At 56.1% G+C, this 19,485-nt stretch carries 20 protein-coding genes; 4 read left to right on the top strand and 16 right to left on the bottom strand.

Annotated elements, in window-relative coordinates; genetic code table 11:
• Nucleotides 1–30 precede the first annotated feature (30 nt).
• From recF to MICA_RS01695, 9 genes are all read right to left on the bottom strand, one after another.
• The gene (recF, locus tag MICA_RS01735; protein WP_014101946.1) at nucleotides 31–1,227 is read right to left on the bottom strand and encodes a DNA replication/repair protein RecF; all 1,197 of its coding nucleotides are present in this window, start codon (nucleotides 1,225–1,227) and stop codon (nucleotides 31–33) included.
• A 68-nt stretch (nucleotides 1,228–1,295) separates the two neighbouring features.
• Nucleotides 1,296–2,411 (bottom strand): DNA polymerase III subunit beta, encoded by a 1,116-nt coding sequence (gene dnaN, locus MICA_RS01730; protein ID WP_014101945.1) that lies wholly within the window; start codon nucleotides 2,409–2,411, stop codon nucleotides 1,296–1,298.
• A gap of 231 nt (nucleotides 2,412–2,642) precedes the next feature.
• On the bottom strand, nucleotides 2,643–4,058 hold the full coding sequence (dnaA, locus tag MICA_RS01725) for a chromosomal replication initiator protein DnaA (RefSeq protein ID WP_014101944.1): 1,416 nt from the start codon (nucleotides 4,056–4,058) through the stop codon (nucleotides 2,643–2,645).
• A gap of 757 nt (nucleotides 4,059–4,815) precedes the next feature.
• Complete coding sequence (gene rpsT / locus MICA_RS01720) at nucleotides 4,816–5,085, bottom strand: 30S ribosomal protein S20 (RefSeq protein ID WP_014101942.1); 270 nt, start codon at nucleotides 5,083–5,085, stop codon at nucleotides 4,816–4,818.
• 248 nt (nucleotides 5,086–5,333) lie between these two features.
• On the bottom strand, nucleotides 5,334–5,729 hold the full coding sequence (locus MICA_RS01715; protein WP_014101941.1) for a hypothetical protein: 396 nt from the start codon (nucleotides 5,727–5,729) through the stop codon (nucleotides 5,334–5,336).
• A gap of 19 nt (nucleotides 5,730–5,748) precedes the next feature.
• Entirely contained in the window at nucleotides 5,749–6,585 is an 837-nt protein-coding gene (gene mutM, locus MICA_RS01710; RefSeq protein WP_014101940.1) for a bifunctional DNA-formamidopyrimidine glycosylase/DNA-(apurinic or apyrimidinic site) lyase, read from the bottom strand.
• A gap of 2 nt (nucleotides 6,586–6,587) precedes the next feature.
• Entirely contained in the window at nucleotides 6,588–7,274 is a 687-nt protein-coding gene (locus MICA_RS01705) for a hypothetical protein (protein ID WP_014101939.1), read from the bottom strand.
• Between the two features lie 113 nt (nucleotides 7,275–7,387).
• A complete protein-coding gene (groL, locus tag MICA_RS01700; protein ID WP_014101938.1) occupies nucleotides 7,388–9,037 on the bottom strand; it encodes a chaperonin GroEL in 1,650 nt (549 codons plus the stop codon).
• A 63-nt stretch (nucleotides 9,038–9,100) separates the two neighbouring features.
• Nucleotides 9,101–9,391, bottom strand: a complete 291-nt coding sequence (locus MICA_RS01695; RefSeq protein WP_014101937.1) for a co-chaperone GroES — start codon at nucleotides 9,389–9,391, stop codon at nucleotides 9,101–9,103.
• Nucleotides 9,392–9,670: 279 nt separating this feature from the next.
• On the opposite strand from MICA_RS01695, the gene MICA_RS01690 reads away from it, so the two are divergent.
• Nucleotides 9,671–9,937, top strand: a complete 267-nt coding sequence (locus MICA_RS01690; protein ID WP_014101936.1) for an usg protein — start codon at nucleotides 9,671–9,673, stop codon at nucleotides 9,935–9,937.
• A 10-nt stretch (nucleotides 9,938–9,947) separates the two neighbouring features.
• Here MICA_RS01690 and MICA_RS01685 read toward each other — a convergent pair whose 3' ends face one another.
• Together MICA_RS01685 and MICA_RS01680 are read right to left on the bottom strand one after the other, a co-directional pair.
• Nucleotides 9,948–11,042, bottom strand: coding sequence for a hypothetical protein (locus tag MICA_RS01685; protein WP_236619940.1), 1,095 nt, complete (start codon nucleotides 11,040–11,042; stop codon nucleotides 9,948–9,950).
• 132 nt (nucleotides 11,043–11,174) lie between these two features.
• Complete coding sequence (locus MICA_RS01680; RefSeq protein WP_014101934.1) at nucleotides 11,175–11,504, bottom strand: 2Fe-2S iron-sulfur cluster-binding protein; 330 nt, start codon at nucleotides 11,502–11,504, stop codon at nucleotides 11,175–11,177.
• 288 nt (nucleotides 11,505–11,792) lie between these two features.
• Here MICA_RS01680 and MICA_RS01675 point away from each other — a divergent pair, with 288 nt between their 5' ends.
• Entirely contained in the window at nucleotides 11,793–12,167 is a 375-nt protein-coding gene (locus MICA_RS01675) for a hypothetical protein (protein WP_014101932.1), read from the top strand.
• Here the strand turns inward: MICA_RS01675 and MICA_RS01670 are convergent.
• The gene (locus MICA_RS01670) at nucleotides 12,159–12,998 is read right to left on the bottom strand and encodes a hypothetical protein (protein WP_014101931.1); all 840 of its coding nucleotides are present in this window, start codon (nucleotides 12,996–12,998) and stop codon (nucleotides 12,159–12,161) included. The two genes, MICA_RS01675 and MICA_RS01670, sit on opposite strands and share 9 nt — an antisense overlap.
• Nucleotides 12,999–13,041: 43 nt before the next feature.
• The gene (locus MICA_RS01665) at nucleotides 13,042–14,091 is read right to left on the bottom strand and encodes an NAD(P)/FAD-dependent oxidoreductase (protein ID WP_014101930.1); all 1,050 of its coding nucleotides are present in this window, start codon (nucleotides 14,089–14,091) and stop codon (nucleotides 13,042–13,044) included.
• Nucleotides 14,092–14,258: 167 nt separating this feature from the next.
• On the opposite strand from MICA_RS01665, the gene MICA_RS01660 reads away from it, so the two are divergent.
• The gene (locus MICA_RS01660) at nucleotides 14,259–15,014 is read left to right on the top strand and encodes an AIM24 family protein (RefSeq protein WP_014101929.1); all 756 of its coding nucleotides are present in this window, start codon (nucleotides 14,259–14,261) and stop codon (nucleotides 15,012–15,014) included.
• A gap of 66 nt (nucleotides 15,015–15,080) precedes the next feature.
• Nucleotides 15,081–16,115 carry a COX15/CtaA family protein gene (locus tag MICA_RS01655; protein WP_014101928.1) on the top strand — a complete coding sequence of 345 codons (1,035 nt, stop codon included), beginning with the start codon at nucleotides 15,081–15,083 and terminating at the stop codon, nucleotides 16,113–16,115.
• Nucleotides 16,116–16,283: 168 nt separating this feature from the next.
• On the opposite strand, the gene MICA_RS01650 is transcribed toward MICA_RS01655, so the two are convergent.
• The 3 genes from MICA_RS01650 to MICA_RS01640 all read right to left on the bottom strand — a co-directional run bounded on the left by MICA_RS01650 (nucleotide 16,284) and on the right by MICA_RS01640 (nucleotide 19,189).
• Entirely contained in the window at nucleotides 16,284–17,027 is a 744-nt protein-coding gene (locus MICA_RS01650; protein ID WP_014101927.1) for a hypothetical protein, read from the bottom strand.
• Between the two features lie 37 nt (nucleotides 17,028–17,064).
• Nucleotides 17,065–18,351: a hypothetical protein gene (locus tag MICA_RS01645; RefSeq protein WP_014101926.1), complete on the bottom strand. Its 1,287-nt coding sequence runs from the start codon at nucleotides 18,349–18,351 to the stop codon at nucleotides 17,065–17,067.
• Between the two features lie 187 nt (nucleotides 18,352–18,538).
• Nucleotides 18,539–19,189 carry a hypothetical protein gene (locus MICA_RS01640; protein WP_014101925.1) on the bottom strand — a complete coding sequence of 217 codons (651 nt, stop codon included), beginning with the start codon at nucleotides 19,187–19,189 and terminating at the stop codon, nucleotides 18,539–18,541.
• Between the last annotated feature and the right edge of the window lie 296 nt (nucleotides 19,190–19,485).

Here is a 19,485-nt window from a genome sequence, read left to right as displayed (position 1 = left end):
AAAAACAACCCTGCAAAAGGTCAGGCGTGCTTACGCCACGGCGCGGGTAAAAACCGGGCTTAAACGCCCGTTTTCCACGCCGATAAAGGTTGCGGAATCGACCACCGAATCGAACAGGGCCAGATCCGTGCCCGTCATCCAGACCTGCGCCCGCAAATCCAGTAATTGACGATACAGGGCGGCGCGGCGGTTTTCATCCAGATGGGCGGCGATTTCATCCATCAACAACACCGGCGGCGCCCCACGTTCGGCGGCCACCATGCGCGCATGGGCCAAAACGATCCCGATCAACAGGGCCTTTTGCTCGCCCGTCGAACATTGGTCGGCCGGCATCGCCTTGGCGATATAGGTCACATTCAAATCCGATTTATGCGGGCCCGTGGCCGCCCCGCCGGTTTGCGCATCGCGCATGCGGCTTTGGCGCAATTGGTATCGCGCCATTTCCTCAACCTCCAACGCGGGAACGCGGCGAACCAATTCCTCCATCGTGCCGGAAAGCGTGAGCTGCGCTCGCGGGAACAACGTCGCCAAATCCGCGGGCACGCGGTTGATCGCCTGTTGCAAGCGCTGGACGAAATCCTGCCGCGCGGCGGCAATGGATACGCCCGTTTCAGCCATCGTGATTTCCAATGCATCGAGCCAGGCAGGATCCGGAGTCCGGCCTAAAGCCCCGTCCTGCAACAGTTTCGAGCGTTGCCGCATGGCGTTTTCATACCGCGTCATGCGCCCGGAATGGCCGGGATCAAAGGCAAAGACCATGCGATCCAGAAACTTGCGACGCCCCGATGCGGCATCAGTAAACAACCGATCCATCTGCGGCGTCAGCCACAGAATGGACAGATATTCCGCCAATGCCGATTGTCCACCCTTGGCATTTTCACCGTTGATGCGCACGATGCGTTTATCATCCGCACCATCACGCCCCGTGCCAATGCGTACCGGACCATAGGCACTTTCAACCCGGGCGGAAATCGCCCATGGTTTTTCGATGCAATCATTTTTCTGCAATTCGGCAATTTTGGCGGTGCGCAATCCGCGCCCCGGGGCCAGAAACGATACCGCTTCCAACACATTGGTTTTGCCCGCACCATTCGGCCCGCACAAAATCACCGGCCCGGATTTCAATCCGTCCAGCACGCCGTCATCGTAACAACGGAAGTGATTGAGATGCAGGGTTTCGATAAAGCTCATGGCCTTACCATAGACCATATCGCCGCGATCACGCACGCACCGTGAACAAAAAAGGCACAGGAAAATGTTCCCTGTGCCTTTTTTAAATTCAGTGTATTTGGCGTTTAGACACGCAACGGCATCAGAACGTACAGGGCGGACGGATCGCTCGTATCCTGAATGATCGTCGGGGATGCGGCATCGGCCAGCATCATGCGGCAACCATCGCCGGAAATCTGGCTTGTAATGTCCATCAGATAACGGGCGTTGAAGCCGATTTCCATGTTGTCGTTGCCGTTCACTTCCAGATCCTCGGTCGCGCTGCCCGAATCGGGAGAGTTGGCGGACAGGGTCATGGTTTTGCCGTTCAGTGCAATTTTCACTGCACGGGATTTACCATCGGAAATGGTCGATACACGGTCAATCGCACCAGAGAACAGTTTCGGGTTCACTTCGACCACTTTGGTGTTGCCGGTCGGGATCACCTGTTCATAGTTCGGGAAGGTGCCATCAACCAGCTTCGAGGTCATCACGATGTGATCGAACGCGAAACGCACCTTGCTTTGGGACAGGCCGATTTCAATGGTATCGGCCGCTTCGTCCAGCAATTTGCGCAGTTCGCCAACGGCCTTACGCGGAATAATCACGCCCGGCATTGCATCCGCACCATCCGGCAACGGCATTTCAAAACGGGCCAGACGGTGACCGTCGGTCGCCACAGCGCGCAGAACCTTCAGGTTTCCGTTCGCGCCCGCATGGATATAAATACCGTTCAGGTAATAACGGGTTTCTTCCGTTGACATCGCGAATTTGGTGCGGTCAATCAAGGCGCGCAATTCAGCCGCGGGCATCGCGAAATTCACCGGCATATCGTGGCCACCCAGTTCCGGGAAGTCGCCAACCGGCAGGCAGGACAGTTTGAAGGTGGAACGACCCGCCTTCACCGTCATGGTGTTGCCAGAGCCATCAACCGCCAGTTCAATCGCGGAGCCATCGGGCATTTTGCGGATAATGTCGTGCAGCGTGTGGGCCGGAGCGGTCGTTGCGCCCGGGGCCTGTACCGTTGCGGCGACCGATTCGTTGATTTCCAGATCCATATCCGTGGTGGTCATGGCCAGAGCCCCGTCTTCCGCGCGCAGCAGAACGTTGGCCAGAATTGGAATAGTGTTCCGGCGCTCTACAGCGCTTTGCACGTGGCTCAAGGAACGCAACAGCGCGGCACGATCAATCGTCAGCTTCATGGTCACCCATCCGTCGTAATAATTTTAAAACCTGAAAGATTGCTTGGACTATAGCAGATGGCCCTGCCCCGCCAAGGGGGGTAAAGGGCAAAAACCCCCGGAAATCCACCGCTTTTCACGGGATTCTGGATAAAAAAACGGCCCCACCGGAGCGGGGCCGTTCAAGGATCGGGTCCAATGGCCGCCGGGGGGCGAACCAGTGAACCAGAACAGCAAATTTTAGCCCGCCAATCAGCCCGTGAGCGAGCGACGAATCACGTCTACATCCTGGGCAATCTGTGCGTCCTCAACCATCAGCTCTTCGATCTTGCGCACGGCGTGCATCACGGTCGTGTGGTCACGGCCACCGAATTTACGGCCAATTTCCGGCAAGGAGCGCGAGGTCAGTTGCTTGGCCAGATACATGGCCACCTGACGCGGGCGCGCCACGTTGCGGGCACGGCGGGCAGAATGCATATCCGGAAGGCGGATATTGTAGTGTTCCGCCACTTTGCGCTGGATTTCATCAATCGTGATGCGGCGGTCATGGGCACGCAACAGATCCTGAAGAACATCCTGCGTGGATTCCAACGTCACCGGCTGTTTCGTTACATCGGCATGGGCCACAATGCGGTTCAGCGCGCCTTCCAGCTCGCGAATGTTCGAGGTCACTTTCAGCGCCAGAAACTCCAGAACGGCATCCGGAATCTCAGCCCCCAGCTGTTCACGCTTGGACTGCAGAATGCCCAGACGCAGGTCATAGGTGCTCGGGTGAATATCAGCCACCAGACCCCAGGCCAGACGGGAACGCAAACGCTCTTCCAGACCGGTCAGATCGCTCGGCGCCTTGTCGGCAGAGATCACGATCTGTTTGTTCTGGTCAACCAGGGCGTTGAACGTGTGGAAAAATTCTTCCTGGGTCGATTCTTTGCCGCTGATGAATTGAATGTCGTCAATCATCAGCACGTCAACGGAACGGAAGGCTTCTTTAAACGCCATCGTATCCTTCGCGCGCAAAGCCCGCACGAACTGATACATGAATTTTTCAGCCGACAGATACACAACGCGACGGTTCGGCCATTTGTCTTTCATGGCTTGACCAATGGCGTGCATCAGGTGGGTTTTCCCCAGGCCAACGCCACCATACAGGAACAGCGGGTTGAACGGCACGTTCGGGCTTTCAACAATACGACGTGCGGCGGCATGAGCCAGCGCATTCGGTTTGCCGACAACAAACGTGTCGAAGGTGAAACGCGGGTCGAACGGCGCGCTCAGACCAAACGGATCTTCTTCTTCGTTCTGGTTGGACTTGACCGGGGCCACCGGAGCCGGAGCGGCAGCAACCTGCTCGTCCTCGGCCGGACGGGCACCGGATTGAACAACAACGATTTCCAGACGGCGCACGTCGGCGTTCACACCTGCGCACATCTCCAGAATGCGTGCGGAATAGTGGGATTGAATCCAGTCACGCATGAAACGGGTGGGAACCGATACTTCCAGCGTGCCGTGGTAATAGGCTTGCAGTGTCAGGGGCTTCAGCCAGCTGCGGAATACGGCTTCGCCGAATTCACCGCGCAGGGCGTTGTGGATCGTGTTCCACAGATCAAGAATTTCAGGTGTTGGCTTGAAAGAATCATTCTTAAAAGAAAGGACTTCATTGCTCTTCATAGTTCCCCCGGCTTCAGTCGTCATGGATTACTTCTCCCACAAATTTAATAGTCCATAAAACAGGGCCCTGGACCGGACCCCAACCAAAAAACAAACCCCGCCAAATGGTGTTTATTTTTTGTTTACTCTTTTCGTGCACTCTTCAAAAAATGTCCGCTTGCATATCCGGCGACGCGATAAAACAATCCCATTGCGATTGCACCGCGGTACAAGACCGGGCCCATCACATCCGGGGCATTTCATTTCGAAGCCCAACACAGATCAGCGAAAATTTTAGGGACTTTCTGAATCAATCGATCGCAGGCGATCGTTTGCGTTCAACACATCCTCTGTTCTTCAATCGTGGTGAAGACCACGGGTGGGGAACTGGCTGTTCCCGAAACGGACCGAACGGCCGCTTCCGATTTTTGAAGAGTGACATCGTTTGATGGTGGCGATCAATTTTTTGATCATCGGTCCGTCATTCGATGGGGTGACGTTATCCAGATTTTTTTATCAATGCAACTGGATCAAAATGTGAACAACTAAAAAGCAAGAATCGTTCAGTGCTTATGTCACTTGGCTTTTTCGCACTTCGTGCATTTTTTATTCACTAAAAAAATAAAAAATTTTTTGCTTGCATCGATACGCGGCAACCACTTTCTGACTCCGCGCGATGAATCAGAATCGCTGATGCGAATCGACCCAGACTGCAGAAAGAAAAAGCGCCGCAGTATTTGCGGCGCTTTTAAAAACTCAATTCGAAATCGCGTTTATATTACGCGGCTTTCATTGCCTTGATGCGTGCGGTCAGGCGGGACATTTTGCGCGCAACGGCATTTTTGTTCATCACGCCTTTGGCAACGCCACGGTCCAGTTCCGGCTGCGCCATTTTCAGAGCGGCTTCAGCGGCGGATGCATCGTTCGCGGACAGAGCCAGTTCAACCTTTTTCACAAAGGTACGAATACGGCCAACGCGGCTGCCGTTGATGGCGGCTGCGCGTGCGTTACGACGGATACGTGTTTTTGCCGATTTATGGTTGGCCATTGTTTGCTCGCTTTATCCTTACAATTGTTTCAATTCTTTGTGGCTTGTTTGCCGTCCCACCGTGCTGCGTCACAATCGCGCACCAATACCCTCAAAGGGGCCCGGTCGGGAACGGTGTGTTTTACGCTTCGGGCCCCACCCTTGTCAAGAGATTCATACACAGGTGAAAGCCGCAGATTTCTTTGGTTTTTTAGATGTTTTTACACCCCGGTGCCATCTTTTCCCGCGCACAGGGCTCTTTTTCAGCCCTATCGGGTCAGCGGAGCCAACGACACCTGGAGTATAACCACCCCATCCCCTTGATTTCCCTCAGGTCTGGCCGTCAGGCTGAGCATCTCGCCATTGCGCTGATACAGACCCACCCCAGCCGCTGGGGCCGACGACACCACGACCCACCCCAATTGCGGCAGAGTTTTTGTATAAAAATCAATAACTTGCGTGTGATGAACCCCTTCACCCGCGGCGGCACTTTCGACGATGCGCCCCTCTTCCTTGTCAAAGACAACCGCCGCATCAGGCAGTTCATACAGGCCGGACATCAACGGCAAGTCACTGATATTGCTAAAAAAACGTTGTTCCGCCGCCTGCGCTGATGCGCTCAGCATCATCACCGCAACCACGATAATCGTCAAAAACCGGATCATATGCTCTCTCATCTCTGGCTCACTTCTGACAGGCGGGACAATAAAAGGTCGACCGGCCACCCTGGACCAAACGCTGAATGGGTTTCCCGCAGCGGGCGCAACCATCCCCTTCGCGATCATAGACGGCAAATTCAAATTGAAAATAGCCCATTTCGCCATTCGTCTGACGATGATCCCGCAGGGACGATCCCCCCGATTCGATCGCTTTGGTCAAAATCTGGCGGATGGCGGCGACCAGCGCCTCCGCCTCATCAGCGCGGATTGATCCCGCTGCACGGGTCGGTTTGATCCCCGCGATGTAGAGCGCCTCGCTGGCATAAATATTACCGATCCCCGCAACAACACGCTGATCCAGTAACGCGACCTTAATTGCGGTTTTCTTTCCCGCCAGCGCCGCCAGCAGGGCCGGACCACTGAATTCATTCGACAAGGGCTCTGGCCCCAACGTGGCAAAGGACGGATCTTTCGCCATCACATCCTCGGATTTGAACCACATCACCTGCCCGAAACGGCGCGCATCGTTCAGCACCATCATGTGCCCCCGCGCCGAGGTAAATAAAAAATGGTCGTGTGTTTCGGGTTTATACACGCGGGCCTGTGCCGGAGGCAGAATTTTTACGCGCCCCGACATGCCCAGATGCAGAACCAGCACGGATCCATCATCCATATTCAGCAGCGCGTATTTCGCCCGCCGCGTCACCGACGCAATTTTACGACCGGTAATATTTTTCACCAGGCCACGCGGAAATGGACGGCGCAAATCCGGGCGGCGCACGTGTGCGGAGGCAATAATCTGCCCGGTAAAAGGCTTGGCCAGACCGCGACAAACCGTTTCAACTTCGGGTAATTCGGGCATGATTACGGCGTCACCGGCGCCGGGGATATTTCCGGAGAGGCCGACGGTGCGGCATCGTCACGATCAAACACCAAAAATTCCTGGCTGCTGTACTGAATAAGTGGATGCGTGGCATTCCGGTTCGGGTAATTCGGGTCCGTCTTGCCGGGACGCCAGACCATCATATCCTTGTCCAGCATCATGATGACATCGAACGCACGACCAGCCAGCGGCAGGTATTGCGTTTGCGTGTTGGCCTCGGGCGCCCCTAAAGCCGCATTCGGCACCAACGTCATGGTCGTCTTGTTTAGCGTATATGTCCCGCGCGAATAATAAACCGGCGATGACGGATCATCACGGCTGACCAGAATTTGGAATGCGCCGTTGCGCACCTGGAACAACGCGGTGTAGTCGAGGAACTTGGCGATCCAATTGCCCTGCACGTCTTTATCGGCGATATCACGCTCCGGCAAATTTGGCATTTCCGGTTTTTTCGGCGTGACCACTTCCAGCGGCCCCACGGGGGCTGTGATTGTCGCGGCCTGCTCGGCCGTCTGACTGGATGTGGGCACAGTGATGAAACGCTGCGCAACCAAAACAGCCACGCCAATAAACACCGCAACCCCAAAAACCAGCACCAGATACGCCGCAGGCGGCGTGGATTTGGACGGCTTGGATGGTTTTTTCGGCTTCGGTGGTGTCTGTGTCATGCCCACTAATATGCGTCAAAAGGGCGCATAAGAAAAGGGCCGGAACAATCCGGCCCTTTTCAATAAATCGGGTTAAACGGCAGAGCTTAGAAGCCCATGCCACCCATGAGCTATTAGAAGCCCATGCCACCCATACCGCCCATGCCGCCCATATCGGCGCCATGGTCGTGGGCTTTTTTGTCTTCCGGTGCGTCGGTGACCATCGCTTCGGTGGTGATCAGCAGACCAGCAACCGAGGCCGCATCCTGCAGAGCCGCACGAACGACTTTCGCCGGGTCGATGATGCCAGCCGAGATCAGATCGACATACTCGTTGGTCTGGGCGTTGTAACCCCAGTTGGCATCGCCTTTTTCCAGCATATGACCAACAACGACCGAACCTTCAACGCCAGCGTTTTCAACGATCTGACGAACCGGGGACTGGATCGCGCGACGAACGATGTCGATGCCGACATCCTGATCGCGGTTGTCACCCTTCAGGTTGGCCAGCGCCTTGGTTGCGTACAGCAGGGCTGCACCGCCACCGGCGATGATGCCTTCTTCAACTGCGGCGCGGGTGGCGTGCATTGCGTCATCAACGCGATCCTTACGCTCCTTCACCTCAACTTCGGATGCACCACCAACGCGGATCACAGCAATACCGCCAGCCAGTTTGGCCAGACGTTCCTGCAGTTTTTCGCGGTCGTAGTCAGATGTGGTTTCGCCAATCTGGGCGCGCAGTTGTGCACAACGTGCGTCGATGTCGGCTTTCTCGCCTGCACCGTCGATGATCGTCGTATCGTCTTTCGTGATACGGACTTTCTTCGCTTGACCCAGCATCGGCAAGGTTACGGTTTCCAGCTTGATCCCCAAATCTTCGGAAATCACTTCGCCTTTGGTCAGAACGGCCATGTCTTCCAGCATCGCCTTACGACGATCACCGAAGCCCGGAGCCTTCACAGCAGCGATTTTCAGACCGCCACGCAGTTTGTTCACAACCAGCGTTGCCAGAGCCTCGCCTTCAACATCTTCCGCCACGATCAGCAGCGGACGGCCCGACTGCACCACAGCTTCCAGGATCGGCAGCATGGATTGCAGGTTGGACAGTTTCTTTTCGTGCAGCAGGATGTACGGGTTTTCCAGCTCGCACACCATCTTGTCAGCGTTGGTGATGAAGTACGGGGACAGGTAACCACGGTCGAATTGCATGCCTTCGACGATGTCCAGTTCGGTTTCCAGCGATTTGGCTTCTTCAACCGTAATCACGCCTTCGTTACCGACTTTGTCCATGGCCTTGGCAATGTATTCGGCGATTTCTTTATCACCGTTGGAAGAGATCAGACCGACTTTTTCAATGTCGCTGTTGTCCTTTACCGGCTTCGCACGGGATTTCAGGTCTTCAACAACGGCCAGAACAGCCTTGTCGATACCGCGTTTCAGGTCCATCGGGTTCATGCCCGCCGCAACGGCTTTCACGCCCTCGCGGATGATGGATTGCGCCAGAACGGTCGCGGTGGTGGTGCCATCACCGGCAACGTCGTTCTGCTTGCTGGCCACTTCACGAACCAATTGCGCACCAATGTTTTCGTGGCGGTCTTTCAGTTCGATGCTTTTGGCAACGGTTACACCGTCCTTGGTCACTTGCGGTGCGCCAAAGGATTTTTCCAGCACGACCAGGCGACCTTTCGGGCCCAGCGTTACCTTTACAGCGTCAGCGAGAATGTTCACGCCGCGCAGCATCTTGTCGCGGGCTTCGCCGCGGAACTTTACATCTTTTGCAGCCATAGCTGTCTTCTCCTTAAAAATTGCGTTGTTAAATGATCGTACGGGGGGTGGTACGGAACCGCATTACGCAGCCAGAACACCCATGATGTCGGCTTCCTTCATTACCAGAAGGTCTTCGCCATCAATCGTCACTTCCGTTCCGGACCATTTGGAAAACAGGACGCGGTCGCCAGCCTTCACATCCAGCGGCACAACCTTGCCGGTTTCATCACGCAGGCCGGAGCCCACAGCGACAATTTCACCTTCCATCGGTTTTTCTTTCGCGGTATCCGGGATGATAATACCACCCTTGGTTTTCTCATCCTGTTCAACGCGACGCAGAAGAACACGATCATGCAAAGGACGAAACTTCATTCGACTCCTCCAATTTTAAGCTTTTGATTTACAACAACATTCCCCGTCCGAGCCCATTTGGCACTCTGACCCGGGGAGTGCTAGGCCTTGATTTAAGGCAATCGCCTCCGGATTTCAAGCCTCTCCGTGCGATCCACACACAGGTGAAACCCCCAGAAACCATAGGAAAGACTGGGATAATTAAGAATTTTGAAAGGGCCCTCATGGCATTCTGGTAAAACGGGAAGGAATCCCGGCAACCAACCCCCGATTCAGAATGGAACATCAGGAGGTTAGACCATGGCCGATCTGCGCGCCCAATTCATGAAAGACTACCGCCTGACCACGGCGGAGATTCTGTACCATTTGCCGGATTATCCGGATTTGCTCCAATCCTATATCTGGCAGGAATACGACCTGGCCCCGAAATACCCGGTGCTGAACAAATTCCTGGATTTCTGGAGCCATAATCTGGACGGCAAACTGCATTCCGTTTACGTCGCCAGCCACAAGCTGATCACGCCCGGCGAATCCCGGTTTATCCGCGCGGAATTTCAGCTGCATTAAAATCAACGGATCACAGATTAAATCGCGGGTCACGATTGCGACGGCGTGACACGACCAAGGCATGCGGCCCATCCAGATCGGGCCGTGCGGCTACATCTTTCAACGGATGCCCCATGGCCTCATCACCAAACAATTTCGTGTTTTCATCATACAGGTCGCGCCACAAATTGATGCTGCGCCCTTCGGCATCCCAATCGCGGAAATTGGATCGCACCAATGTCGTGAAGGAATCCAATTCCGGCACCAGCAACACTGGCGCGTGCGCGCCATCATTATCCAACACATACACCGCATCGGAATTATAGGGCGGTGGAATCATCGTGCGCACCGGGTGGCGCACAGCACCAACCTTCTCAATATTCTCTTGCACCTGGCGATCCTTGCACAACACGCCCGTGCGCATTTGCGCGCCGAACCATGCGGTCACCTGCCAGGCGCGGTGATAACGCGATAAATCGGGATCAATGTCAGCCAGATCCACGCGCGCCACATATTCCGACAGGCCTTGTGCCGCGGTCCAGCAATTATACCGTGCGCGCAGAATATCATCCGTCGTTGTTGATGTATCCGCCCGTGTGCGGAATGGCGCACTGGCCCGCGCCCAAATATTGCGGATATTGGCCTGCACAGACGCCAATCGACCCGCACGCCCATGAATAGCGGAAATCGCATGTTGGAAATATCGCGTTTCCGGCCCACCGAACAACCGTGCCAGCCCCTTGGCATCGCGGTCTTTTTCAAACGGCTCCAACGGCGCCATATCCTGCGTGAAATAATACGGGATTTCCCGGCTGGTGCAGATCACATCGGGGGATGTTTCCCCCGTGTTGCCATCGGGTTCGCACGTAAACGCCATGTCACAAAAATCGCGCAGGCGACCCGCCGCCATGGCAGACACCGGAATGACGATCGCGAATTGAAGACGGCGTCTGGGGTTTGAAAATGAATCGACCGGGCCGGTTTGAACCCGCACTTTTTTCGTGACCATGCTGATGCGCGTGCGCGACCACGTGTCCCCGGCATCGCCGTGGTCGTGACGGCTATACAGGTCAATGTCACAATCCGACCCCACAGACAGGGCGATAAAATCGTCAGGTCTTGGCATCACGCTCACCCGGCCCATCACCATGATGGGTCCAAACGATCACACACCACCCGTTCAAAAACGGATGGAACCCAGAAAACGCTGGTGCCAACCTACCCCAAAGATTGTGTTATGTAAAGAAAATAGACAACCCTAGACCCCGTTGGGGGCAATGGTCAGGCTCAACCCGTCCAATTCCGGGGTCATAACGATCTGACAGGACAGGCGGGAATTGGCTTTTGGGGCCAGGGCACTGTCCAGCATGCACTCTTCCTCGTCCCCGATCGGCGGCAATTTATCCAGCCAATCGGCATCCACATACACGTGACAGGTGGCACAGCAGCACGCCCCGCCACACTCCGCCTTCACCGGCAAACCGTAATCGCGCAGGATTTCCATGACCTGCCACCCCTCCAGCGCGTCAAGGCTGGTGCGGGTGCCGTCCGGGTTCGTGACATGAATTTTGTATGTGTTCATGCCCATCTATCTATACCGGGGCGGCGATGATTTCAACTTTTCTTGACGAATGAACGGCACCTGCGGTATGGGTGATGCATGATTTCGATGAACGCAACAATGCCGATGAATTGGTGGTGGCCCCTGTCATAGCGGGCCCCGGCGCATTTCTTTTGGTATAAATCGAAACATGGAAATGGTCTGGAACCCGCGAAGGGTCCGGGCTTTTTTTATGCGTTTTGCACACCCTGTCCCGGCCTTCTGGTTTTCCAAACCACACAGACACACCACACGTTAAGGACAAGGACAAAAATCATGACCCCCACACACACCACAACCATGCAGGCCACCTTGCGGGATCAGTTTCATCAAACCATCCTGCCCCGCACACCGGATCAGACATTACACCTGGCCCAGGCCCAGATGGCTGCGGCGATATTGAGCGGCCTGATGACCCGCGCCCGAATCGTTGCCGCAAGCGACGACATCACCGCCGCCTGCACCGTGCTGGGCACCACACCCGCGATCGTGAATGATTTGAAAGATTATTTTAACCAGCAGGGTGCAAATCGCGCGCTGGCCGAACGCATTATCACAGCCCAGGCCGCGCATAACCGCGCAACCGGAATCACTGCGGCCGCGGCCCAAAACCCGGCACGCGCGATTGGATTTGGCGGCTGGTCATGCTGAGGGATTTTTGCGCAGGTAAATATCAACCAGCTTGCCAAAGCCTTGCGCAATGGCGGCTGTGTTGATCAGTGTAATGGCGGCGCCACCGCACACCTGCAGGGTAATCACGATAAATTTCGTGGACAATGGAACGGGCACATTCTGTTGGTGATAGCTGGACACCAGCCCCATGGTCACAAATAACAGAAGAACAAAAAGCGGGAAAAAGCATAGCAGGGAAACACCCAGCATCTGCACCGATACGCCAAGTCCGTTCACCGCACGCAGATACGTGCGAATGCGATATCCCGCCGCAACACCAATGTGCACCCACAAGAACCGGAACGCCCACACGCCGACAACGACAATCACAACCTGCATGATCAGCAGCGCCGCAGGCGGGTTGCCGCCCGATTGCACCAATGTCTCCATGTCATCAGACATCTGAAACATCGATGAAAACGCCAGCAGGGCCGAAGCGATCATCTTGATCAGCACGTACACCAGCGTCCCGGCAAAGATGCCATAGGCCCGGTCATCCAGCGCCGTTTCATCGCGCACCGGATCGCCACTGGGCATGAACGGCCAGCGTTGCCCCAAAAACACCAGCCGCACCATATGGCACACCATCCACCCTTCGGCGAAATAGGCCGGTAACATCACCATGGCCTGGCGCAGGTAATTGGATTCCCACCCCAGCATTGTGACGATCAATTGACAGACGATGCTGACCAGAATCGGAACGGTGGCCAGACGGACCAGATATTGACGCTCCGCCCACGCCAGCTGGTAACCAAAGCTGGCGGCATCAACGATATCGAATGTAGGCAGGGCCGGAGCCGTCTGTTTCATGGGCCTTACTCTACACCAGCATGGGCGGGGTTAAAAGGTGGCTCTACGCCGCATCCTTGGACTCGCGCACGCCCAATTTGTCCTGCAGGGCGGACGATGATGTGGTGTACTGAAACCGCAGTTTTTTGTCGGGGAAGACATAACGGAACGCGGCCTGCGCCATCAGCGCCCCCTCATGGAACCCGGACAGGATCAGTTTCAGCTTGCCGGGGTAATAATTGATATCGCCGATGGCAAAAATCCCGGGGGTCGATGTTTCGAATTTTTCCGTATCCACCGGCACCAGATTTTCATGCAGGTGCAACCCGAAATCGGCAATCGGCCCCAGTTTCATGGTCAGGCCATAGAAGGCAAGCAACGTATCCGCCTCAACCACGTAATCGCCCCGCTCCGCCGAATTCATATGCACGGCGCGCAGGATGCCGTTTTCGCCCTCTAACCCGGTAATAGCGGCAATATCCAACGCCATCTTATTATCGGCCACCAGAGCCCGCATTTTGTTGACGCTGTCCGGGGCCGCGCGGAAATCGTCACGGCGGTGGACCAAATGCATCGATTTGGCCAAGGGTTGCAGATTGATCGTCCAATCCAGTGCGGAATCCCCGCCCCCGGCAATGACAATTTTCTTGCCGCGGAATTTTTCCATTTCGCGCACGGCGTAGAACACCGACGTGCCCTCGAACGCCTCCAGCCCCGGAATGGACGGCTTCTTCGGCACGAACGATCCGCCGCCAGCGGCAATCACAACCACCTTCGCTTCGATCACGGTGCCAATATCGGTGGTCAGACGCCAGAACCCGTCATCCGTCCGCTCCAACGCCTCCGCCATCTGACCCAGATGGAAGGTCGGTTTGAACGGCGCGATCTGCTCCATCAGCCGATCGGTCAGATCCTGACCCGTAATCACCGGCCAGGCGGGAATGTCGTAAATCGGCTTTTCGGGATACAGCTCGGCGCACTGACCGCCCGGCTTGTCCAGAATATCGACCAGATGGGCCTTCATATCCAGCAAGCCCAGCTCAAACACGGCGAACAGCCCCACGGGGCCCGCGCCAATGATCACCACATCCGTTCTAACCGATTGATTTTCCATGTTTTCACCATTCTGGACCGCCTGATTTGACCCGCTTATTTACCATAATTTTCTTGGCACAGGGGGGCGGTCATGCTATAACCATCTTGCGGTAGCACAGGCCCCGCCGAATTTAAAGTTTTTTGACCCAAAGATGCCAACCGGATCAAGCGCGTAAGGATAATGCCATGACGACCATCGACACCCCGAAAGCCTCCACCGCCTTTAACGGCACGGCCCAGACGCACGGGTTCGAATTCCGCATTAACGGCGCGCACACACCTTATCTGGAATTGCACATGCAGCCGGGGCAGGCGTTCGTTGGCGAAGCGGGCACATTGATGGGACAATCCGACAGCGTAAAAATGAAATCCACACTGGGTGACGGGTCCAATTCCGGTTTCCTGAGCAGCCTGTTCCGGTCCGTCATGCGCAAAATGGGTGGCGAGAATTTCTTTATCAACCAATACGTCAATATGGCATCGGACAAGGTGGGCAAGTTGAGCTTAGCCGCCGCCCTGCCGGGTGAAATCGTTGCGATTGATATTGCCGAACACGGCAAGCGCATCGTCGCCCAGCGCGGCAGTTTTCTGGCTGCGGAACAGGGCGCGCAACTGGGATCGAAAATGAAACTCTCGCTGTTCGGTATGTTGAGCAACAGCGTTGTGATGCAGGAAATCAAGGGCGAGGCCTGGACCTTCCTGAACGCGCCGGGCAACGTCCAATGCATCCAGCTGGACGCGGGCGAAGTGTACAAAACCGATGCCCGCTGCCTGGTCGCGGCCAGCGACTCCGTCAAGCTGGGCATGGCCCTGTCGGGCGGTTTACTGACCATGGTTACGGGCGGCGAAGGCGCGTTCGTCGCCAAGGCCGAGGGCCCGGGCACGATCTGGGTTGGATCCAAACCCTTTGAAACCAAACAGGCTTTGGGCCCGAAACGGTAAACTCCTCCATCAAACTGGACATTCCGCACCCACAGGGCTAAACCCGGTGAGTGAAGGAGTAAAACCATGTCCACCGATCATCAAACCACATCATTTGCCCCCCACCGCAAAATTGCCGTGTGGCTGTTCATTTGCTGTTTCATGGTGTTGAGCATGGCGATGATTGGCGCGGTGACGCGGTTGACTGAATCCGGCCTGTCGATCACAGAATGGAAACCCATTACGGGCACATTGCCCCCGCTGAACGAAGACGCCTGGCAGGCAGAGTTTGATTTGTACAAACAGACGCCGGAATACGATGCCAAACATTTCTGGATGGAATTATCAGACTTCAAAAAAATCTATTTCTGGGAATGGCTGCATCGTCTGTGGGGCCGCGCGATTGGAATTGTTTTCGCTGTGCCGCTGGTCTGGTTCGCGATCCGCAAGCAAATCCCGCCGGGGTATGGATTGAAATTTCTGGGCCTGCTCGCCCTTGGTGGCGCGCAGGGTTTTATCGGCTGGTTCATGGTGCAAAGCGGCCTGGTGGATCGTCCGTCCGTGTCGCATTTCCGCCTGTCCCTGCACCTGTTTATGGCGGCCCTGGTCTTCGCCCTGATGTTGTGGCTGGCGATTGGCTTGTGGCGCGGCACGACCCGCACAACAACCACACCAAAATCCACCATCATCAGCGGGTGGATCGCATTGGCCATGACATCGGTCACCATCATCTGGGGAGCATTTGTCGCAGGACTGGATGCCGGGATGATTTATAACCAATTCCCGCATATGGGCACCGGATTGATCCCGCCGGATTTTCGCACACATGCGACGCTCATTGGTGACATCATGCAAAACCCGGCGGCTGTCCAGTTCACCCACCGCTGGCTGGCCATCGCGACAATGTGCATCACTGGATTTTATATCTGGCTGCGGACCAAAGATGGCGCAATCACCGGGGATGTTGCGGCCTTGGGCGCCATGATCCTGATTCAGGTCGGGTTGGGGATCGCCACCCTGCTGACCCAAGTGGACATCCACATCGCCACAGCGCACCAGGCCGGGGCGTTTATTCTGCTCGGCCTCTTACTGAATGCCCAGCATCGGCTCATTCGCGGCTAATCCCAAAACACTCTTTCGTCATCCCGGACAAGAGCTCAAGCGCTCTTTCCGGGGTGACAGCTTGAGTGTGAGAAAGTGGGAATCCACTCTATGGCACACGCCAAAAACAATGGATCCCCGTTTTCACGGGGATGCCAATAGAATTTCAATTTTATAATATTGGGTAAATCAGCTTGGCTTTTGCTGCTGCGCTTTAATGGCCTCATGCAAACGCGCCGCCATTTCTATGGCTTGCAGCGCTTCGCTTTTATGCGAACGAACACTGCCCACTTTCTTCTGGTCTATAACGAAGTTGAAATTGATGCCCGCGCCACGCGACACCATGTTGATGATATTTGCGGCGTCCGGATTCACGGTGCGGCCATTCCCGCGATAGACGTACAATTTCGTCCAGCCCTTTTCACAGGACAGCTCGGCCACTTTCGCGGCCTGGGCCTGCGACAATTTGCCTTCGCGCGTGCGCAGTTCGTGGCCATAATCATAAACATAGCGCCCGTCGGCACAGCGGATCTTGCGCGGATAACCTTCCGCCGTCGCAACGGCAGCAGCATCGGCCTTTGGCCCCGGCAAAGCCAGTGGCTGGTCCGGGCCCTGCATCAACGGATTTTTCGGCGAAAACACGGTGTCGGAATTTTTCGGTTCCGTTTCGCCCGCTTTCTTGTGCGCGGCGCGCAGCAGGCCCGCACGTTCATGGCGCAACAGGCGCTGTTCATCCTCAGCAAATTCTTCTTCAATCGTGGGACCGTTTAACTTCGGGCGGGCATCGACACCAATGCGGCGGAATTCACCCTCAATAGTGTGGCCCGGTTTTTCGTCCGGCTCGTCCTGAACCGCGACAGCGCGGTTGAACGCCACCAAAGCCGTTGATGGTTTTTTGTCGTCATCTGGAACAATCGGAAACTGGTCGCTCATCGTTCAAAATCCCGCATTCTGGAAACGCCTTATCCTATCACATGCCCATACCGGGCGCAAAAGACATTTGGAAATTTTGCTCAGGCTCAGGTGGACGCATGGCCGGGCCCTCGTAAACCGGAATCTCCACGGTTTGCGCCGGGGCCGTGGCGGAATGGGCGGTTTCGGTAAATTCCACCCGTTTTTCATCCCACATCGACACGCGCCAGCCGGCGGACGGGTCATTGGCCGGGTCTGCCCCCAACTGGCTGTACAGATATCCCATGGTCTGGTCGAACAGGTTGCCGCCGCCTGTCCCCTCCCATGTCAGCGCATCCCCGCCCGATGCGCCCTGCATCATCTCATCTGCGATATCGTGCCCCTGCTTCTGGGTCAGGGCGGATGCGACGCTGGCCTCGCGCAGCCGGCGCACGGCGACGTCATCAACATTCTGGCGGTAGAGCGCTTCGCGCGAAAGTTTTGTTTCAATCTGACGTGCCTCGGCCTGCATTTTTGCGTCACTGGCACTTTTTTGCGCGGCCAAAGCCGATGTTTCGGATCGTTGCGGATCGTTTTGTTTTGGACCTGAATTTTGTGTGTTTTGCGCATCCGTGGCCCGATTTTGCGGCCCGGCGGACGCCGGGTTCGCCCCAACAGCCAGCGCAATACCCGCCACGGCCGCCCCCGCAACAACGGTTGCCGCCCCGATGCGTGCACCACTGACGACCTGGCCGGTCTGTGCGGCGTCAACAGCCTCTAAATTCCGGTTATAACCGTACAAACTCATCCGTTCGAGGAAGGACAGGCTTTCATTTTCCCATGGGCGTTCGCCCCCACCGATCAGGAGCATCAACGGGTCAATGCCATCGGCGGTCGGGTCGGTGATTTCATCGCGATCGAAGGCCGAGAGCTCGACCTCCTCCTCTGGCGCCTGATCCACGGCGGTCTCCAGACCAAAGGCTTCATCACTCAACGTCACGTTCAGGACAGAGCCCTTCGTCGCCGCATCCGCCAGCGCCGCACCATCCATCCGTTCCGCCGCATTATCCATCGCAGCTTTCCAGCTTTCATCGGTCGGCGTCGACGCATTTTTCGGTGCAAGCTTCATCGCCAGCGGGTCAAGCGCCGCCGGGTCCGGTGCAATGGCGGGGTCATCCGCATCGGTTTGATCCGGCGTTTCGGGGGCATCCTGGGCCGGGGATGGGTCATCTGCGGCGGGGCCGGCGGCCTGGGCCGCGCGTTCCGGCTCGGGAACATCAAGGGTCAATGCAGGCGCACCATCGCGGGCGGATTCTTCATCCACCGGGGAATTCGGCCCATTTTTGACGTCTATCGTGTTTGCCACAGCCCTCAGCCCCTCTTCCTTATGCGGAAAAAGAGATGAAATTCAATACGTTAACAGGATACCGCACCCCGCCCGCATATCTCTTGGACCCATTTTGACACAGGCGGGCCCGCGAAAGCAAATTTCACAAAAGCATGATTGCTCTTTGTTTCCCGTGCCTTACACCCTTTGGAGAGGGTCCGCGGACTCACTCGGCCTTTTTATAGGCCTCGGGCACGCCCTCAAACGTATCGTCCTTCGGGTCATAGGCCGGGATCTTCAGATCGGCCAGCAATTCTGTCACCACCTCCTGCGTGCGGTCCATGGATTTCAGCAGGGACTCGCAATCCTCCTTGGCGGTGGCGTAATTTTTCTCGATGCTCTTATCCGCAAACTCGGCCGTTTGCTGGATCAGCTTCAGATAATCGCGGATCTCCTTCGGCTTCATATAGGTTTGGGCGGTAATCGCTTTATCCATCATGGCTTCGCGATCTTTGACCACCGGGCCAACGGAATCGGACCATTCCTTGAACCGGGCATCCATCGCCTCTTTCATATCAGGGTTGGCCTTGCCACAGCTTTTGACCGCTGCGCCCACATCACGCTGCACCACGGTCACAGCACGCACCGTGCCAAAGGTTTCACGGATATAGAACAGGTTCTTCAACTCCGCTTCGCCCAGCGTCCTGGTTAATTCATCAGTGCGGGCATTGAGTTTTTTCAAATGCAGGTTTTCCGCTTCCATAAATTTTTTCGCGGCTTCCGGCTTGTTCAATTCCTGCGCTGATACCACAGAGGGAACGGCCAGAACGCCAGACAACACAACAGCGGAAAGCAGAAGAGCGGAAACGATGCGCATGATAGGGCCTTTTCTCAAATGAAAAACTGCGCCGAGAATAGCAGGAATCCCGGCACAAAAAAACCTCCACCATCTGGGTGCAAAAAACCGCCGGCCCGATCTGCGCAGCAGATCCAAACAAAGACCCATCCCGGCAGCCCCGCACCCGGCCTCACCCATTTTCTTCCCCCCCAACCCCATAAAAAAACCGCCGGGATGAACCCGGCGGCCTAGAGGGGGGACTTTGTTTCTCCGGTCAACGCCAGAGGAGAAACGGCATACCGCTGACTGCGGGGCTGCGGCAACCGTTGGCTCAC

Origin of the sequence: Micavibrio aeruginosavorus ARL-13, from assembly GCF_000226315.1 — a bacterium.
GTDB classification, from domain to species: Bacteria; Pseudomonadota; Alphaproteobacteria; order Micavibrionales; family Micavibrionaceae; genus Micavibrio; species Micavibrio aeruginosavorus_B.
The sequence above is the reverse complement of the archived record's forward strand: the minus strand, read 5'-3'. Positions and strand labels throughout refer to the sequence as shown.

What these genes read in the sequence shown, in the direction of transcription:
- MICA_RS01640 (WP_014101925.1), bottom strand. Translation starts at nt 19,189, where the DNA reads ATGCGCATCGTTTCCGCTCTTCTGCTTTCCGCTGTTGTGTTGTCTGGC.
- MICA_RS01675 (WP_014101932.1), top strand. Translation starts at nt 11,793, where the DNA reads ATGACCCCCACACACACCACAACCATGCAGGCCACCTTGCGGGATCAG.
- MICA_RS01660 (WP_014101929.1), top strand. Translation starts at nt 14,259, where the DNA reads ATGACGACCATCGACACCCCGAAAGCCTCCACCGCCTTTAACGGCACG.
- MICA_RS01665 (WP_014101930.1), bottom strand. Translation starts at nt 14,091, where the DNA reads ATGGAAAATCAATCGGTTAGAACGGATGTGGTGATCATTGGCGCGGGC.
- MICA_RS01655 (WP_014101928.1), top strand. Translation starts at nt 15,081, where the DNA reads ATGTCCACCGATCATCAAACCACATCATTTGCCCCCCACCGCAAAATT.
- MICA_RS01705 (WP_014101939.1), bottom strand. Translation starts at nt 7,274, where the DNA reads ATGACACAGACACCACCGAAGCCGAAAAAACCATCCAAGCCGTCCAAA.
- groL (WP_014101938.1), bottom strand. Translation starts at nt 9,037, where the DNA reads ATGGCTGCAAAAGATGTAAAGTTCCGCGGCGAAGCCCGCGACAAGATG.
- MICA_RS01715 (WP_014101941.1), bottom strand. Translation starts at nt 5,729, where the DNA reads ATGATCCGGTTTTTGACGATTATCGTGGTTGCGGTGATGATGCTGAGC.
- rpsT (WP_014101942.1), bottom strand. Translation starts at nt 5,085, where the DNA reads ATGGCCAACCATAAATCGGCAAAAACACGTATCCGTCGTAACGCACGC.
- mutM (WP_014101940.1), bottom strand. Translation starts at nt 6,585, where the DNA reads ATGCCCGAATTACCCGAAGTTGAAACGGTTTGTCGCGGTCTGGCCAAG.
- MICA_RS01650 (WP_014101927.1), bottom strand. Translation starts at nt 17,027, where the DNA reads ATGAGCGACCAGTTTCCGATTGTTCCAGATGACGACAAAAAACCATCA.
- dnaN (WP_014101945.1), bottom strand. Translation starts at nt 2,411, where the DNA reads ATGAAGCTGACGATTGATCGTGCCGCGCTGTTGCGTTCCTTGAGCCAC.
- MICA_RS01695 (WP_014101937.1), bottom strand. Translation starts at nt 9,391, where the DNA reads ATGAAGTTTCGTCCTTTGCATGATCGTGTTCTTCTGCGTCGCGTTGAA.
- MICA_RS01690 (WP_014101936.1), top strand. Translation starts at nt 9,671, where the DNA reads ATGGCCGATCTGCGCGCCCAATTCATGAAAGACTACCGCCTGACCACG.
- MICA_RS01670 (WP_014101931.1), bottom strand. Translation starts at nt 12,998, where the DNA reads ATGAAACAGACGGCTCCGGCCCTGCCTACATTCGATATCGTTGATGCC.
- dnaA (WP_014101944.1), bottom strand. Translation starts at nt 4,058, where the DNA reads ATGAAGAGCAATGAAGTCCTTTCTTTTAAGAATGATTCTTTCAAGCCA.
- MICA_RS01680 (WP_014101934.1), bottom strand. Translation starts at nt 11,504, where the DNA reads ATGGGCATGAACACATACAAAATTCATGTCACGAACCCGGACGGCACC.
- MICA_RS01685 (WP_236619940.1), bottom strand. Translation starts at nt 11,042, where the DNA reads ATGCCAAGACCTGACGATTTTATCGCCCTGTCTGTGGGGTCGGATTGT.